Source organism: Variovorax sp. OV329 (genome assembly GCF_900114785.1).
Classification (GTDB): Bacteria; Pseudomonadota; Gammaproteobacteria; order Burkholderiales; family Burkholderiaceae_C; genus Variovorax.
Window position 1 is genome coordinate 1 of sequence record NZ_FOUG01000017.1, and the last position, 16327, is coordinate 16327.

The following is a 16327-nucleotide window of genomic DNA, read 5'->3' on the forward strand; positions in this document are numbered from 1 at the left end:
CAGGCAAGCCAGCCGCCCAGAACAGCCAAGCTGCTCATCTCCGTGCTCCTGCTCTTGCTGTCCCCGTAGGGAGGGAGGCATCCATTACATCTCCTGATTGCGCAAGGGGCGCAGGCCGCGGCGTGCAGCCGACGATGCCTACCCTATCCGCGCGCGCGGGCCCTGTGTGCTTCTTGGCAGCCGGGCGCAGATCCAGCAGGAATTGACCTGAGTATGCGCTGTCTGCCGGCCGCGGCGAACTATTCGGAGCGTCATGGGCCCCTGGTCATCGCCGAACCGTCCGCCGAAATCCGCTACCTGCTGGATTGCACCAACGGCCTCGTCGGGATGCTGGCGCTGCCGCTGCGCACCGTGCTCGAGGTGCTGGCCCGCGGCGGACGTGGAACTGGCCTACGCCCGCCGGAACGATGGCCCGCTGCTAGAGGCGCGCAGAAAACTCGATGCGGAGGTCACGCCCCGGGCCGAAAGCCGAACTCGCGCACGCTCGCAATCAGCGAGGCAACGGCTGCTTCTAGCCGACTGCGGCCGGCTGCGGCCGGCTGGCCGGCATGCCATAGCCGAGCATCGGGAATCGCCGCGTGCACCGCGCGTCAGGAATTTTGACTAACGCGCGTACTTGCGCCAATACTGGAACTCTTCTTCGTGGACCTCGATGTCCAGCTCCGAGACTCTTGCCTGCAGCCGCTCCTGTGCCTCGGCCACCGCCCGGTTGTAGATCAAGGGTCCGACCTCCTCCACGAAGAAGGCAAGGAGCGCACCTGCGGCCAGGTTGCCGATGGGCTCTTCCATGTTCTCCCGGAAGTACCTTTCGATGGAGGCAATGGCTTCCTTCCGGGCTTCCTTGCTCAATTCAATAGTCATGCCATTCGTCCTCGACGTGTTCCTTCATGGAACTGCTCATTGCGGGCCGCATGGCGACCTCCGGTGCACAATGCAAGTCTATGGCCAATATCGCTACAGTCCTCAAGTCCGAGATTTCGCGCATTGCCCGCAAGGAAGTCCGCTCCGAAATCGAGTCTCTCAAGAAGGCAAACGCGCAGCACCGCAGCGCCATCGCCCATCTGAAGCGCCAGGTGTCGGAACTTCAGGGGCAACTGAAGAAGGCCGGGCGCAATGCAATGGCCGATGCACGCGCCAGCGCGAAGGCCGACGAAGGGACATCGCGTCGCTTCAGCGCAGACAGGCTTGCGGCGCATCGCACCAAGCTCGGACTCTCGGCCGCCTCCTATGGAAAACTGGTCGGCATGAGCGGCGCGACGATCTATCTGTGGGAGCAAGGCAAGTCGCGCCCCAACGCCGAGCAGCTTCAACGACTGGCCGCCCTGCGCTCCCTGAGCCGTCGAACGGTGCAGGAACAACTCTCCTCGACATAGGCGCCCCGGAGCCTCGCTGCGAGAAGCGACTACACTCGCGTCCCGCCCACGGCCTTGTGCCAGTGGGCGTTTCCATGTCCTTAGGAGAAATTTTGAACCGCATTGAATTCATCGAGAAGATCGTCGCCGCCCATGGCGTTTCCAAGGCCGAGGCAGGCCGCATCCTCGAAACCGTGACCGGCACCATCGTGAATGCCGTCAAGAAGGGCGACACCGTCTCGCTGGTGGGCTTCGGCAGCTTCAAGCAGGTGGCGCGCGCGGCACGCACCGGATTCAATCCGCAAGCCGGCGAGAAGATCAAGATCGCAGCGCAAAAGGTGCCCAAGTTCACGCCTGGCGCCGCATTCAAGGCAGCCGTCGACCCCAAGGCCGCCAAGCGCAAGGCTGACAAGGCCGCTGCCAAGCCGGCCAAGAAGGCTGCCGCCAAGGGCGCGAAGAAGAAGTAAGCACGGCCAACCGCCGTGACTTTCTGGATGGCCCTTCGGGGCCATCATCGTTTCTGCGGTCTCGTGGTCTTCCGCTTCAGGGCCTGAACAGGCGGTAGATCCGGTCGTTGAAATCCGAAGGAAAGCGCCAGTAGCGCGCACCACCCGAGGTGCGCTGCTCGTCGAGCCCGCGCCGCGTCGGCGGTGCGTTGAGCACGAACTGCGCGAGCATGTCGCCGCTGACCCAGGGGTCGTCGTACCAGAAGGCGTGCGAGTTCTCCGGCAGGTTCGGGATGTCCTTGGGGTCCACCCGGATCAGGTCGAAGCGCAGCTTGCTCGATCCGTCCACTAGGAACTGCGTCTGCTCTTCGTTGAGTTCGCCCACGTCGGGGCGCCCCGCGCGCGAGGCCCGCCCGACGATGGCTGCAATGCGCAGCGCGGAATCGTTGAGGTTGGCCGCGACGCTCACGCGCTCCACGACGCCGAGGTAGGCACCCAGCTCGTCGATGAAGCGGCGCGTGTCGATGTCCGGCGCGGCGAAATAGATCTGGCCCAGCCGCAGGCGCTTTTGCAGTTGCCCGGGCGACTCGCCGGCGCGCGGCTTGGCAAGGCGCACCAGCGCCGGGCTCAGCACCTGCGCGCCCGCGCTGTAGGCCAGCACGTCGATCTTCGACGCAGCCGTGTTCTGCGCCAGCAGCTCGACCATGCGCGCGAAGGGCTCCACCGAGGCCTGCGCGTTGTTCACATCCGTGAGGTATCGCAGGATCGAGCCGGCCGAGGGCCACATGAAGACGAGCACCACCATGCGCCGGCCGGTGAAGTGCCGGAACTGCGCCGCCTGCGCGGAGCCGCGCGGCACCGTGTTGTTGGAGCCGTGCAGGTAGATCAGCAACTCGCTGTTGGCGCTGGCGGTCAGGGCCTGGTTCACCCTGGAGAAGAAGGCCTGGGCCTCGGGAGAATCCTGCACCTGCTCGCCGGCGCGCAGCTTCGCCATCTGCTCGAGCGAATCGAGCTCCACGATCGGCCGCTCGTCCGGATCGGCGCTGGTGGACAGCCGGTGCAGCGTGTCCCAGTCCAGCGTCTCGTCGCCGATGCGAACATGCGCCACGCCCATGCGCAGGGTATCGGCCGGCACGATGGTGAGCACCGGCTCGGGGTGTTCGACCAGGGCCGCGCGATTGGTGGCGTAGAACACCGGCACTTCGGTGGTGCGCAGCTGCATGCCGACCTTCTCGAAGGGATCGACCTCGCCACTGCTGAAGCTCACGGGCGTGGGCATCAGCCGCACCGGCGACTGGCAGGCGCACAGCAGGCCCGCGAGCAGCAAGGCGCAAGCCACCCTTGCGCAGCCACCCATGCGATGGATGAATCGTTCGGATCCGACCGGATCAAAGATGAGCCTGCGGGGCATTCTCTGGCGGGAAGTGGAATCGAGCCGGCAATGTATCAGCCGACGGCATCCGCCGGTACCTTCGGCGCTGGCAGGGCTGGCCCTCTTGCGCTGCCTTCTGCCCGCCTTGCCGCCCGTCACCGGCGGAAATGGGGCACCATGCTCCCGTTCCAACTTTCCATCCGATTGCCATGCGTCCACAACTTCGCCTTCTCGGGATGGTTGCTGCACTGTCCTGCGCATCGACGCCTTCCATGGCGCAAACCAAGCCGGATCCCCTGACGGTGAAGGAATGCGAAACGCAACAGGTCCAGCTGCAGCGCGACATGCGCGATGCGCGGTCCAGGGGCCAGATGCTGCGCCGCCGCAACCTGGAAGAGACCCTGATCACGCTGCAGGCCCGATGCGAAGAGGTCACGGCCCAGGACACGCATGAAGCGCGCGTGCTGCGCCAGAAGTACGTGGTCATGCAGCGGCAGGTGGACCTGGACCGCGCGCAGGACGAACTTCGGCGCCTGCAGGCGGAAAAGCCCTAGGCACCGGGACGCAAGTCCCTCGGTCGCAAGCCCCCGGCGCGTCTTGCACAGCCTGCAGTGCCAATGGTTCAATGGGGGCCACGGCCTGCGCCGATCGTTCGAGAACCCAAACAGAGGGATGGATGGACAGCACCATCGTCCGGACAGCGCCCGTCTCCGATGCACCCCTCGATACGCCTGGATACCGGGTGTATGAAGCCCTGGGCCGGACCTCGACCCATGCCACCTGGCGCGCGCGGCGCGGGCACGACAGCCGGCCGGTGGTGCTGAAGCTGCCCCTCGCGCCCCAACCCACGCCGCTGGACATTGCCCGGCTGCACCACGAGGTGGAGATCTCGCAGGCGCTGCCTGCGGATGCGGTCGTGCGTGCCCTGGGCGTGGAGTGCTGGGACGACGAGCGCCATGCACTCGTGCTGGAGGACATCGGCGGCGAGTCGATGGCTTCGAAGATCGCCCCCCAGATGCCCTTGCGCTCGGTGCTGCGACTGGGATGCGGCCTGGCCGAGGCCCTGGCCGCCGTGCACGCCGCGGGCGTGATCCACAAGGACATCAAGCCCGCCAACGTGATCGTTGTCGACGGCCAGAAAGTGCGTCTGACCGATTTCGGCTTCGCGGTGCGCATCGCGCGCGAGTCTGCGCGCGAGCTCGCACCGCGTGAACTCGAAGGCACCCTCGCCTACATGGCGCCCGAGCAGACCGGCCGCATGAACCGGCCGATCGACCGGCGCTCGGACCTCTACGCGCTGGGCACCACCCTGTACGAGCTCGCCACCGGGCTGCTGCCCTTCCGCAGCCAGGACCCGCTGGACCTGGTGCACCAGCACATTGCCCGCATTCCACCCTCGCCACGCGAGCACCGCCCCGAGCTGCCCCGGGTGCTCGCGGACCTGATCCTGAAGCTGATGGCCAAGGACGCCGAGGCGCGCTACCAGAGCGCGGCCGGCGTGCTGGCCGATCTCAGGCGCTGCCTGGACGCGCTCGACGGCGACACGGTGCCGCCCTTCGCCATCGGCCAGCACGATGCCTACGACGAGTTCCGCATCCCCCAGAGCCTGATCGGCCGGGCCAGGGAAGTGGGCGAGCTGAACGATGCACTCTCGCGCAGTTGCGCCGGTGCGGTCCAGCTGGTGGTCGTCGAAGGCCCCTCGGGCATAGGCAAGAGCGTGCTGGTCGGCGAGATCGCGCGGCTTGCGTCGGCGGCGCGCGCCCTGCAGGTTGGCGGCAAGTTCGACCAGTTCAGGCGCGACCTGCCCTACTCGGCCATCATCCAGGCCTTCGGGCAGGTGGCGCGCCGCCTGCTCACCGAGCCGGACGAGCGCCTGGCCGCATGGCGGGTGAAACTGGTCGGTGCACTGGCGCCCAACGGCCAGGTGCTGCTGGACCTGGTGCCCGAACTGGCACCGGTGCTCGGCCCCCAGCCGCCGGTGCTGGCACTCGGCCTGTCGGAGGCGCGCACCCGGTTTACGCTCGTGCTGCGGGGCTTCGTGCGCGCGCTGGCCAGCGCAGAGCATCCGCTGGTGCTGTTCATCGATGACCTGCAGTGGGCCGACGGCGCATCGCTCGCCCTGCTCCAGACGCTGTTGACCGATCCGGAAACGGCGCACCTCCTTGTGGTCGTGGCCATGCGCGACTCCGAGGTGGGCTCCACGCACCCCTTCCGGCTCTTCCTCCAGGACCTGGCGCAAGGCCCCGGCACGCCGCCAGTCCATGTGGTGCTCGGACCGCTGGACCGCCCCGCGGTGGCCCGCCTGCTGGCCGAGGCGACCCGCGCCAGGGCGGACGCCGTCGCGCCGCTCGCGGAGCTGGTGACGGCCAAGACGGGCGGCAACCCCTTCTTCGTGGGCGAGTTCCTGCGCGAGATCAGCCGCGATGGCCTGCTGCAATTCGACGCGCAGCGCCGAGAGTTTCTCTGGGACCTCGAAGCCGTGCGGCAGCGCCACACCACGGACAACGTGGTGGACTTGGTCATCAAGCGCATCTCCAGGCTGCCTGCCCCGACGCGCGAGGTGCTGGAGTTTGCGGCAGTCGTCGGGCACAGCTTCAATCTCGCCACGCTGGCCCAGGTGGCCGGGCGCGGCACGCAGCAGACGCGCGCCGACCTGGCAGCGGCGCTGGAGAACGACATCCTGGTCCCGGTGGGGGACGACTACAAGTACACAGCGCTTGCCGACGACAGCCAGCGCGCTGGCCAGATCGGCTACGCCTTTCTGCACGACCGGGTGCAGCAGGCCGTCTACGGCATGCTCCCCATCGACAGACGGCCCGGCGCGCACCACCGGGTGGGGCGGCTGCTGCTGGCGTCGACACCCGGGCAGGTGGCCGAGCGCCTGTTCGACATTGCCGCCCACTTCGAGGCCGCCGGCGAAGAGGTGCGCGATGCGCAGGAGCGCACCGGGATCGCCGCCCTCTTCCTGCAGGCCGCGCAGAAGGCCAACGGCTCGATGGCCTGGGACGCGGGCCGGCGCTTTGCCGAAGCGGGCCGCGCCTTGCTGGGGCCCCAGGGCTGGCAGGCGGGCGACACGATGCAAGCGCTGTCCTTCGAGGCCTTGAAGGCAGCCTTCCTGCTATCCGACCGGGCGGGCCTGGAAGCGGTGCATGACGAGATCGTGCGGCACGCGCGCTCGGACCTGGAGCGGGCCAACGCAACGGCGGTAAAGATCCAGCTGCTGGTGAGCGCCATGGCCTACAGCGAGGCGCTGGACGTGGCCGTGCCCCTCCTGGGAACCCTAGGCGTGCGGCTCCCGCGCAAGGGGCGGCAGGCGCAGGTCGTGGCCGGCCTGGTGCGCACCAAGTGGGCCTTGCGCGGACGGCCCGTTGCCGGGCTCGCCGAACTGCCCGCAGTGCGCGACCCAACCACGCAGATGGCCATGCGCGTGCTCGTCACCGCCGGCTCGGCCGCCTACTTCAGCGAGCCCCAGCTCTTTCCGCAGATGGTGTTCGAGCTCGTGCGCCGATCGATCCGCGACGGCACGACGCCCCAATCCTCCTTCGGCTACGTCTGCTATGGCCTGGCCATGTGCGCGGTGCTGGGCGACTACGACGGCGGCCTCGCCTTCGGCCGCCTCGCCCTGACGGTGATGGACCGCACCGGCGCACGGGATTTCGAAGCCAAGGTACGCTTCCTCGGCGGGCTGTTCATCCTGCCATGGAGCCACCCGCTGCAGGACACGCTGGAGCCCTTCCGACTGGGCGCCGCCGCCGGCCTGGAGACGGGTGACCTCGAGTACTACAGCTACTGCTTCTACGGGCTGGATTCGCACGCGCTGTTCGCCGGGCAGGAGCTGGCTGCCCTCTCCCTGGCCTGCGCGGCGCACCACGAGGCCATCCTGCTCCACAACCAGCAGAAGGTCGGCGTCGTCATGCTGCTGGTGCGCGACACCGTGGCCTGGCTGCGCGACGACCCGCCGGTGATGGTCGGGGACATCGACGAAGACCAGGTGCTGCAACTGGCCACCGAGCGGGGCGATGCGACTTCGATCGCCTACGCGCATGCCTGGCGATGCTGCAGGGCCTACCTGGGCGATGCGCACGACGATGCCTTGAGGGCGGCCGCGGCCTGCCGTGCCAACGTCGCCGGCATCGACGGCCAGCTCTTCGTCCCCTTCTTCCAGTTCTACGAATCCCTGGCCTTGCTGGCCGTGGCCCGCAGCGGCAACGCGCGGCCTGGCGGCGCACGCACGATCGCGGCCAACCAGCGCCGCATGGCTGCATGGGCGAAGCGCGTGCCCTCGACCTTCCTGGCGCGCTGGGAGCTGGTCGAGGCCGAGCGAGCGCGTGGCGCCGGCACGCTGGCCAAGGCCCTGGCGGGCTACGAGCGAGCCGTTGCCGCGGCCACCTCGGCCGGCAACCCGCAGGACCAGGCGATGGCCCACCAGCTCGCCGCAGGCTGCGCGGCCGATGCCGGCATGGCCACGGCTGCCCGGGGCCACCGCCTGCAGGCCCGCCGGGCCTGGGACCGCTGGGGCGCGCGCCGGCTAGTGCGCCAGCTTGACGAGCAGGGCCGCGAGAGCCTTCCCCCGATGACGGCGGGACCGGATTCCACGTCCAGCGCGACGACCACGGGTTCCCACTCGAGTTCTCACTCGAGTACGGGCTCGGGCTCCGGCACCGGCGAGGCGCTGGACGCACGCGCCATCACCCGCGCCGCGCAGGCCGTGTCCGAGAAGCTGCGGCTGCCGGAGGTGGTGCGCGAGCTTTGCAGCCTGCTGCTGGCCAATGCCGGCGCGCGCCAGGTGGTGCTGATCGCGCGCGACGAGCAGGACTGGCGCGTGCTCGCCATGGCGCACGTCGACCGGCCCGAGGCCGACGCGCTGGTGGGCGGGGCGCTCGGGCAGGCCGAGGTCTTCCAGGCCGCGGTGCAACTGGTGCTGCGCACCCAGCGCCCGCTGCTGCTCGACGACGCGCTGCAGGACGCGACCTTCCACCTGGACCGCTACGTGGCGCGCGCACGGCCCCGCTCGGTGCTGTGCTCGCCCATGCTGCGCCACGGCGAGCTGGTGGGCGCCATCCTGCTGGAGAACGAACTGGTGGCCGGCGCCTTCACGCCCGACCGGGTGGAGTTCCTGCAGGTCATCGCCAGCCAGGCCGCCATCTCGATCGAGAACGCCGGGCTGGTGCAGGAGCTGGAGCGTTCGCTGGACGCGCAGGTAGAGCTGACCAATGCCCATGCCCGCTTCGTGCCGCACCAGTTCCTTGCCTCGCTGGGCCGCAGGAACATCCAGGACGTGCGGCTGGGCGACCACGCATCCAAGTCGCTGTCGGTGCTGTTCTCCGACATCCGCGGCTTCACTCCGCTGATCGGCAGCCTGACGCCGCGCGCCAGCATCGACTTCATCAACGCCTACATCGGGCGCATGGAGCCGGCCATCCTGGGCAACGGCGGCTTCGTCGACAGCTACATCGGCGACGCGATCATGGCCCTGTTCGACGGCCCGCCCGACGACGCGGTGGCCGCAGGCATCGGCATGCTGGGCGCCCTGCGCGAGTTCAATACCGAGCGCAGCGCTGCCGGGCAGGTCCCGCTGTCCATCGGCGTGGGCATCAACACCGGCGCGCTGATGCTGGGCACCATCGGCGGGCCCAACCGCATCAAGTGCGGCGTGATCGGCGACCCGGTCAACCTGGCGGCGCGCATCGAAGGCCTGACCAAGCAGCTGGCCGTGCCGCTGCTGGTGGGCGACGAAACCGTGGGCGGGCTGACGCGGCCGGGCGCCTTCCTGCTGCGTCCCGTGGGGCGCGTGGTGCTGGTCGGGCGCTCGGAGGCGGTCGTGGTGCACGAGGTCTTCGACGCCGATCCGCCCGCCCTGCGTGATGCCAAGGCGGCCAGCCTGGAGCGCTACCGGCAAGCGTGTGCCGCTTTCTATTCACGCGAGTGGAGCGAGGCGCGCGCCGGCTTCGAGGCGGTGCTGAAGGCCTGCCCGGACGACTCCGCCGCGCGGGCTTACCTGCAGCGCTGCGATGTGCTGCTGGCCGATCCGCCAGGCGCGGATTGGACGGGGGTGCTGCAGATGGACCGCAAGTAGGAGCGCCGCCTCAGCTCGGGCCGCCGCCCACCCACTTGCTGGTGTATTCGCAAAAGCCCGCCAGGTCGAAGTCCACCACCTTCTCCCAGCCGTCGCCGGACTTCTGCAGCAGCGAGCCGTTGAACTGGGCGGCCTGCTCGAACACGATCAGCGGGTACTTCCACAGCGTTGCGGTGCCCGTCACGCGCCAGGTCATCTCGGTCTTGTACTGGCCCGTGCTGTCGATCGCGGAGAAGCTGACCGTCTTCGGATATTTCCAGAACACACGCCAGTGCTCCCAGTCCGAGAAGCTCGATGTGAAGGACTCCTGCGGGAAGCTCAATCGAAGGTCGCCATGGCGGAAGTAGGCCACCGACTTCTGGAAGGCCGCATGCAGGCCCACGTCGAAGGAGATCTGCCGCGCCGGGTCGGAGAAGGCGGCCCAGGCCCAGTCGTTGCCCGGCAGGAACCACATGCCCCAGTCGTGGTCGTGGTAGCCGGTGGCATCGACCAGATCGATGCGCTGGCCATCGACGACGACCCAGCCGTTCACCCGCGCCGAGGGCATGTAGGCCAGCCAGGAGCTGACCTCCCATGGCGTCGATGCGTGCACGTTGTTGGCCAAAATCTCCGGCGCATCGGCCTGCTTGTAGACCAGCGCCATCGAGACGCTGCCGTCGTCGGAGGTGGCCTTGATCTCGTAGGTGTCCGCGTCGATCGCGCGCAGCGTGTTGCCCGCCAGCGTGACGTCGGCCTTCTCGGGCGAGGCCCAGAACTGCGAGATGCCGTGGTAGTCCATGACCACCGTGGCGTCGGTGCTCTTCGGGTCGAAGACGGCGGCATTGAGGTTGACCACGCCCGCCAGGTCGATGTCGGTCGGGTTGAAGCAGGAGAAGGTCACCATGCCCGAGCGCCCGCTCTTGCGGTCCACCCAGTTGAAGTACCACCACTCGGTGTACCAGAACAGGTGCGAGGCATCCTTGTACTGGGCGATGTGGAAGCCGTCGTCGGCGGGCGTCACCGCCCCGGGCTGCACGGGCTTGAGCGCGGCCGGCGGCGTGGCGGGGCCATCGTCGCCACGGCCGCCCTGCTTCAGCATCGCGATCGAATAGGCCGACCAGGAGCCGCCGTCCGAGGCGTTGCCGGCGAGCAAGCCGCCATCCCATGGCAGGCCTTCGCTCCAGCGGACCTGGTCATGCAGCCTGAACGGCGCGAACAACTCCGGCATGCCCATCTCCCAGATCTTGCAGCGCGGGGCGCTGGAACCGGTGCGGTCCAGGATGGCGTTGACGGCCCGTCGCCCGGCCTCGTTGGCCGAATCCATGCAGGCGAGGTCGGCGTTGGTCTGCACGTAGTCCGAGGCCAGCACCAGGTTCTCGATGGCGGTGCCCGCCTGCGGGCGCATGTCCCAACTCAAGGGCGTGTTGATGAACAGGGGCTCCAGGTTGATGTCCTGGTGCGGGCGGTCGGGCTGGGGGTCCTCGATGTCGGTGTCCAGGAACCAGCCGACCCTGTCCTCGTCGCGCAGCAGCACCTGGCCCCCCTGGTTGAGGGCAAGCTTGAGTTCCTGCCAGACCTCGTCCGCGATCTGGTCGGGGTTGAGGTTCTGCGCGAACTCCTGGATGAACTGCCCCTTGGCCTGCCAGTCCGAGATGTCGACGGACAGGATCCCCTTGACCGTTCCGTCGCCATAGTTGCTCAGGTCGATGCCCTTCCAGAACTGCGCCTCGGAGATGGAGGTGATGGCCCAGGGCGAATCCACGTAGAGCACGTGACCGTGGACGACCGGCACGTCGGTGCGCAGGAAGAACTGGATGCCGTTCATCCACCGCACCTGCGGATCGAGCACGCGGATGTTCGCAAGCGAGGGGTCGGCCGCCACCATCGCGTCGCTGATCATCGGCCCCATTACTTCCACCGGCATGGCGCACACGTAGTAGTCCGCCCTCACCGTCTCGATCGCGGTGGTGGCTATTCCGCCGATGTTCACGCCGGTGATGCGCCCGCCGGCGCAATCGAAGGACAGCACCCTCTGCTGCGTAAGGTAACGGCCGCCCAGTTCCCGTATGCAGGCGATCCAGGGCTCCAGCAGTTGCGGGCTGGTCGGGCCATCGAGCACGCGATCGGTGCTGCCCGCGGCCAGGTCGAACTGGCCGAACAGCAGGTGCACCTGCACCTGGCCGATGGTGCGGGCACTGCCCTGCCTGGCGTTCGCCGCCACCAGGGAGCGCGACAGGCCCTCGGCAAGAAAGCGCTGGTAGGCCGGCGAACGGCTCTGGGCGCCGACGAAGTCCCACCAGGAGATCGCCTCCAGCTCATGCAGCCTGCGTTCGTCGCAGGAGGTCATCACCTGCCAGATGCGGTCGGCGAAGTATTCGATCTCGCCTGGCTGCAACCCGATCTTGGTGTCGAAGATGTCCTTGAGCACCACCAGCACGTCGGCCAGCGACTGCGGGAAGCGCGAAGGCACCACCACGGGCGGCCCGTTGAACTGCGCGATCTCGATGCGGCTGGTGGGCGTGAGGTTGCCGTAGCAGTTGCCCGACCCGAAAGGGATGCGCTTCATCGAATCGGGCAGGTGCCGGTAGAAGGCCGGGATGAAGCGAAAGCCGTGCTCGCCCGGCAGGTCGGGCCGGCCGCCGACGCCGGAGCCCTTGTCAGGCAAGGTGCGCGACTTGCCTCCGGGGATGGTCTTGAGTTCGTACACCGTGACCTCGAACCCGCGTTCGAGCAGCTCGTGCGCCGCCGTCAGACCGCCGATTCCCCCACCCAGCACTGCCACCGACTTGCCCATGAAGACTCCTCGATCCCATTGTTCTGAGAGCCGCGATAGTAGAACCTTTGGATGAATTGGCAAGGAAAGCCGACGGGTGGGGCCGGCGCGTCGCTCAGGGCTGGGCGAAGAACGCCTTGACGGCCGTGATGGTGGCGGCGGGCGCTTCTTCCATCAGCCAGTGGCCGGAGCCGGGAACCACCACCTCGGTCACGTTCGTGGCCGCGGCCCGCATCACCACGGCCTCCATGGCGCCGAAGGACTTCTCGCCGCCGATGGCAAGGACCGGCATGGTCAGCTTGGTCTTCGAGATCTCGGCGTTTTCTTCCGCGTCCTTGCGGATGGACTGGAACTGCGAGAAGGAGGCCTGCATCGCGCCGGGCGCGGCATAGAGCCGGGCGTAGTGCACGCGCGTTCCCTCGTCGATCTTCCTCGGGTCGGCCGCGAATTCGTTCCAGAAGCGGTCCAGGTAGATGCGCTCGCGCCCCTTCACCAGACGCAGCGCGTCCTTGCCGCCGAAGTCGAAGTGCCACAGCGCCGGCCAGCGCACGACCTGGTCCCAGGGCCCGACGCCGGGCACCGGCGCATCCATCACGACGAGGCGCGTGGTCTTGTCCGGGTAGCGGGCCGCATAGGCGTAGGCCACCATGGTGCCGATGTCGTGGCCCACGATGTCGGCCTTGTCGATGCCCAGCTTGTCCAGGATGGCGCGGATGTCGGCGGCCTGGTTCTTTTTCTCGTAGCCGCCGGCGGGCTTGGACGACAGGCCCATGCCGCGCAGGTCCGGAACCACCACCCGGTGGTCCTTGGCCAGCGCCGCGGCCAGCGGCGCCCACATGTCGCCCGTGTCGCCGAAGCCGTGGATCAGCACCACGGCCGGCCCGCTGCCGCCCACGCGCACATGCATGGAGACGTCCTCGAGCTGGATCTGCTGCTGCCGGAAGCCGGCGGGGAAAGGCTTGGGTTGCGCCAGGGCGGGCAGTGCCGTCGCCAGGGCGAGCAGGCCGATGCCGAGTGCGTTCTTGAAACTGCCGAGCATGTAGCTTCCTTTCGTTGTGGCTCAGGTGCGGGTAATCGAGGCGCCACCGTCCACCAGCGATGCCGTGCCGGTCACGAAGGCCGAATCGTCCGAGGCGAGGTAGAGCACGGAGCGCGCCAGCTCCTCCGGCCGTGCCACCCGTTTGAGGGCATGCAGGTTGGTCACGAAGCTGCGCGCCTCGGGCGTGTCGTTCATGTCGCGGTACATGTCGGTGTCGACTGCGCCGGGCAGCACCGCGTTGACGCGCACGCCCTGCGGGCCGAACTCTGCGGCCAGGGCCTGGGTCAGCCCGATCAGGCCCGACTTGCTGGCGGCATAGGCGGCCACGCCGGGGAAGGCGAAGGTGTGGCCCACGAAGGTCGAGGTGAAGATGACCGAGCCGCCACCGTTCTCCAGCATCTGCGCGATCTGGTGCTTGGCGCCGAGGAAGGCGCCGGTGAGGTTGATGGCGAGCGTGTCGGCCCAGCCGGCTTCCGACACGCCGGTGCTGGGCCCGCCTTCGCCCAGCGTGCCTGCATTGTTGAAGGCGATGTCCAGCCGTCCGAAGTGCTGCACCGCTTGGCCGACCAGGGCCTTGGCGTAGTCCTCCGAACGCACGTCGCCCGCCAGCGCCACCGCGCGCCCGCCGGCCGCGCTGATCTCGCCCACGAGTTCGTCCAGTTCCGCCTGTCGCCGCGCGCCGACGACGACCTTGGCCCCTTCTGCCGCAAACAGCAGGGCAGTTGCGCGGCCGATGCCGGCGCTGGCCCCGGTGATCAAGGCGACCTTGCCTTCGAGACGCTTGCTCATGATGCGGAATCTCCAGTTGGGTTGAACGAATCCCGGATTCTGGAGACTGGCCCCGTTTTCAAGAAGCCAGCAATCAAAGGATCTGGCGTCCGGTTTTGTCGAACAATGGTGTTCTGCACGACTCCGCAAGAACACCATGGTCAAGCTGGATGGCATCACGAGCTTCGTTGCAATCGCCGAGGCCGGCTCGATCAGCGCGGCAGCCAGGCGCCTGAGTCTTTCCAAATCCGTCGTCAGCGAACGCCTCGCCGACCTGGAACGCGACCTGGGCGCGCAGCTGTTTCATCGCAGCACGCGCAAACTCAGCCTGACCGAGGACGGCATGGCCTTTCTCGAGCGTGCGAACCGCATCGTGCGCGAGGTCGACGAAGCGGCCGCCGAACTGGCCGAGCGGAGAAGCCAGCTGACGGGGCCCATGCGGCTTTCGGCGCCCGTGACTTTCGGGCGCATGCACCTGGGTCCGGCGCTCTACCCCTTCCTGGCCGAGCACCCTGGCATCTCGCTGACCCTCGAACTGGATGACCGGCGCGTGGACGCCTCGGCCGACGGCTTCGACGCCGTCGTCAGGCACGGCGTGCTGGAGGACTCCCGGCTCGTGGCCTGGCAGCTTGCGCCAAGCCAGCGCCTGATGGTGGCCTCGCCCGACTACCTTGCCCGGCACGGCGAGCCGCGATCACTCGAGGATCTGGCAAGCCATCGTGCCATCTACTACCTGAACCGGGGCGTCGCGGACTGGCGCTTCCGCAGCGCGGACAGCGGCTTCACGCGTCCCGCCGCCGCATTGCGTGTCAACAATGGCGACGTGATGCGCGACGCCGCCCTCGCCGGGCTCGGGCTCGCACTGCTGCCCAGCTTCATCGTCGGTCAGGACATCGCGGCGGGCTCGCTGGCGGTGCTGAACGTGGGAAACATGGTCGAGCCCGAATCCATCTACGTGGCCCATCCGGAAGGTCGGCGTGCTTCGGCAAAGCTGCGGGCATTGGTGGCCAGCGTTCGCCAGGCGTTGGGCGACCCACCCTATTGGGACCTGGCGCATGAGCCCCGCGCTTCGAAGCGTCCTGCACCCGCAGAACCCTGATCACCCTATGGCAGGATCTCCGCCGCCCTCAGGGGCGCAGGCTTTGCGCCGGAGTGCCACAGCACGCGCGCGACGATGTTCGGTGCAAAGAGCCTGGGAGGTGCCGCCACCAGGTGCGCGACCTCGGTGAACGCCAGGGCCACCGCCGCGTCGCACGTGGCCGCCCGCATCAGCCGCGACAGGTAGGCGTTGACGAAGCGGATCGCGCGCGTGCGCTCGCCTTGCACGCAAGGCAGCGCCAGGTCGGCACCGACGGCGGTCTGCCAGGGCACGTCGATGGTCCTGGCCGCCGCCGGAAAGAAGCGCTGGGCGACGCCTTCCACACCGCGCTCCATCGCGGTACGCAAGGCGAGTGCCTCGCAGGCCGCGACCGTCATTCCCTGGCCGTACACCGGGTTGAAGCTGGCAAGCGCGTCCCCCATCACGAGGAAGTTTTGCGGGAAGCGCGACAGCCGCTCGAAGCGCCGTCGCTGGCTGTGCGGAAAGGCGAAGCCGGTGACCGTGCCCAGCAACTCGGCCTCGTCAAGTATGCGCACCAGCGCGGCATCGCCCATGGCGCGCGCCCGCCGGCGCATGCCTTCGATGGTGGGCTCGGGCTGGTCCTGCCCATAGCCGGCCAGCGTGACCACCCAGCGCGCAGGCCCCTCGCCATCGGGCTCCTGGGCCAGCAGCACGCCGCCGCGCGGTTGCCCGGGTAAGGCGGCGAAGATCAGCGCGGCGATGTCCGGCGCATGCCAGTCCTCGCGACGCAGGTAGGCCGTCGCATAACCGATGTCCACCCTCACCCGCTCCTCCTCGGGCGCGTCGTAGCCCCAGGCCTGCAGCCAGGCGGGCGCATGGGAACCGCGTCCGGTGCAATCGACGACCAGCCCCGAAGCCAGAACCTCGTCGCGGCCGTCCGCCCGGTGCAGAACCCTGACTGCCGCGACCCGCCCCTCTTCGACGATGGGCCGGACCACATCGACGTTCTCCACAATCCGCACGCGCGGCAGCGCGCGCACGCGCCGGCGCAGTTCCGCCTCGATCGCCGGCCGGCTGGCCGCCAGGCCCGCGCGGCCGCATGGCCGGCAGGCGAAGCGCCGGCCGCCCGCCACGAAGGGTGCGTTGGCCTGCATGTCGCGCACCATCCCACCCTGCGCTGCCAGTGCTTCGGTGAAGCCGGGGAACAGCGCCTCGATGACCTCCCGGCCGCGGGCCAGCAGCCCGTGCGCGTGGAGCACCTGCGGTGTTCCCTTGCGCGGCAGCGCTTCGGCAGGCAGCAGGTCGCGCTCCAGCACCAGCACTTCCTCGAAGCGCTCCTGCAGGACGCGGGCGGCCAGCAGTCCGGCCATGCTGGCGCCGAGGACGATGGCCCGTCCGGGGAGCAATGCGGTGAATCTTGGTGTTGGCATCTGGCATCTCCTCGTGAAGGGATGCCGGAGGA

The 16327-nt window shown here is 68.5% G+C and carries 11 protein-coding genes; 5 read left to right on the forward strand and 6 right to left on the reverse strand.

The genetic code is table 11. From position 1 onward, the window contains the following. Positions 1 to 603: 603 nt before the first annotated feature. Complete coding sequence (locus BM345_RS22990; protein ID WP_093384200.1) at positions 604 to 861, reverse strand: DUF2164 domain-containing protein; 258 nt, start codon at positions 859 to 861, stop codon at positions 604 to 606. Positions 862 to 887: 26 nt separating this feature from the next. On the opposite strand from BM345_RS22990, the gene BM345_RS22995 reads away from it, so the two are divergent. After that, on the forward strand, positions 888 to 1373 hold the full coding sequence (locus BM345_RS22995; protein ID WP_368086496.1) for a helix-turn-helix domain-containing protein: 486 nt from the start codon (positions 888 to 890) through the stop codon (positions 1371 to 1373). Between the two features lie 92 nt (positions 1374 to 1465). Then, positions 1466 to 1819, forward strand: a complete 354-nt coding sequence (locus tag BM345_RS23000) for an HU family DNA-binding protein (RefSeq protein WP_093384205.1) — start codon at positions 1466 to 1468, stop codon at positions 1817 to 1819. Between the two features lie 76 nt (positions 1820 to 1895). On the opposite strand, the gene BM345_RS23005 is transcribed toward BM345_RS23000, so the two are convergent. Continuing rightward, positions 1896 to 3155, reverse strand: a complete 1260-nt coding sequence (locus BM345_RS23005; RefSeq protein WP_175545122.1) for an alpha/beta hydrolase — start codon at positions 3153 to 3155, stop codon at positions 1896 to 1898. Between the two features lie 287 nt (positions 3156 to 3442). Between BM345_RS23005 and BM345_RS23010 the strand changes: the two genes are divergently transcribed. After that, entirely contained in the window at positions 3443 to 3724 is a 282-nt protein-coding gene (locus BM345_RS23010) for a DUF1090 family protein (protein WP_175545123.1), read from the forward strand. 122 nt (positions 3725 to 3846) lie between these two features. Beyond that, positions 3847 to 9246 (forward strand): AAA family ATPase, encoded by a 5400-nt coding sequence (locus BM345_RS30805; RefSeq protein ID WP_175545124.1) that lies wholly within the window; start codon positions 3847 to 3849, stop codon positions 9244 to 9246. 10 nt (positions 9247 to 9256) lie between these two features. Here the strand turns inward: BM345_RS30805 and BM345_RS23020 are convergent, their stop codons facing one another. The 3 genes from BM345_RS23020 to BM345_RS23030 form a co-directional block, all read right to left on the reverse strand. After that, positions 9257 to 12019 carry an FAD-dependent oxidoreductase gene (locus tag BM345_RS23020; protein WP_093384211.1) on the reverse strand — a complete coding sequence of 921 codons (2763 nt, stop codon included), beginning with the start codon at positions 12017 to 12019 and terminating at the stop codon, positions 9257 to 9259. Positions 12020 to 12113: 94 nt separating this feature from the next. Next, complete coding sequence (locus BM345_RS23025; protein WP_093384214.1) at positions 12114 to 13037, reverse strand: alpha/beta fold hydrolase; 924 nt, start codon at positions 13035 to 13037, stop codon at positions 12114 to 12116. A gap of 21 nt (positions 13038 to 13058) precedes the next feature. Continuing rightward, the gene (locus BM345_RS23030) at positions 13059 to 13826 is read right to left on the reverse strand and encodes an SDR family oxidoreductase (RefSeq protein ID WP_093384217.1); all 768 of its coding nucleotides are present in this window, start codon (positions 13824 to 13826) and stop codon (positions 13059 to 13061) included. 136 nt (positions 13827 to 13962) lie between these two features. On the opposite strand from BM345_RS23030, the gene BM345_RS23035 reads away from it, so the two are divergent. Next, on the forward strand, positions 13963 to 14904 hold the full coding sequence (locus BM345_RS23035; RefSeq protein ID WP_093384219.1) for a LysR family transcriptional regulator: 942 nt from the start codon (positions 13963 to 13965) through the stop codon (positions 14902 to 14904). Positions 14905 to 14909: 5 nt separating this feature from the next. On the opposite strand, the gene BM345_RS23040 is transcribed toward BM345_RS23035, so the two are convergent. Further along, positions 14910 to 16295 carry an FAD-dependent oxidoreductase gene (locus BM345_RS23040; protein WP_139237596.1) on the reverse strand — a complete coding sequence of 462 codons (1386 nt, stop codon included), beginning with the start codon at positions 16293 to 16295 and terminating at the stop codon, positions 14910 to 14912. Positions 16296 to 16327: the final 32 nt, after the last annotated feature.

What these genes read in the sequence shown, in the direction of transcription:
- BM345_RS22990 (WP_093384200.1), bottom strand. Translation starts at nt 861, where the DNA reads ATGACTATTGAATTGAGCAAGGAAGCCCGGAAGGAAGCCATTGCCTCC.
- BM345_RS23005 (WP_175545122.1), bottom strand. Translation starts at nt 3,155, where the DNA reads ATGGGTGGCTGCGCAAGGGTGGCTTGCGCCTTGCTGCTCGCGGGCCTG.
- BM345_RS23030 (WP_093384217.1), bottom strand. Translation starts at nt 13,826, where the DNA reads ATGAGCAAGCGTCTCGAAGGCAAGGTCGCCTTGATCACCGGGGCCAGC.
- BM345_RS23040 (WP_139237596.1), bottom strand. Translation starts at nt 16,295, where the DNA reads ATGCCAACACCAAGATTCACCGCATTGCTCCCCGGACGGGCCATCGTC.
- BM345_RS23020 (WP_093384211.1), bottom strand. Translation starts at nt 12,019, where the DNA reads ATGGGCAAGTCGGTGGCAGTGCTGGGTGGGGGAATCGGCGGTCTGACG.
- BM345_RS23025 (WP_093384214.1), bottom strand. Translation starts at nt 13,037, where the DNA reads ATGCTCGGCAGTTTCAAGAACGCACTCGGCATCGGCCTGCTCGCCCTG.
- BM345_RS23035 (WP_093384219.1), top strand. Translation starts at nt 13,963, where the DNA reads ATGGTCAAGCTGGATGGCATCACGAGCTTCGTTGCAATCGCCGAGGCC.
- BM345_RS22995 (WP_368086496.1), top strand. Translation starts at nt 888, where the DNA reads ATGGAACTGCTCATTGCGGGCCGCATGGCGACCTCCGGTGCACAATGC.
- BM345_RS30805 (WP_175545124.1), top strand. Translation starts at nt 3,847, where the DNA reads ATGGACAGCACCATCGTCCGGACAGCGCCCGTCTCCGATGCACCCCTC.
- BM345_RS23010 (WP_175545123.1), top strand. Translation starts at nt 3,443, where the DNA reads ATGGCGCAAACCAAGCCGGATCCCCTGACGGTGAAGGAATGCGAAACG.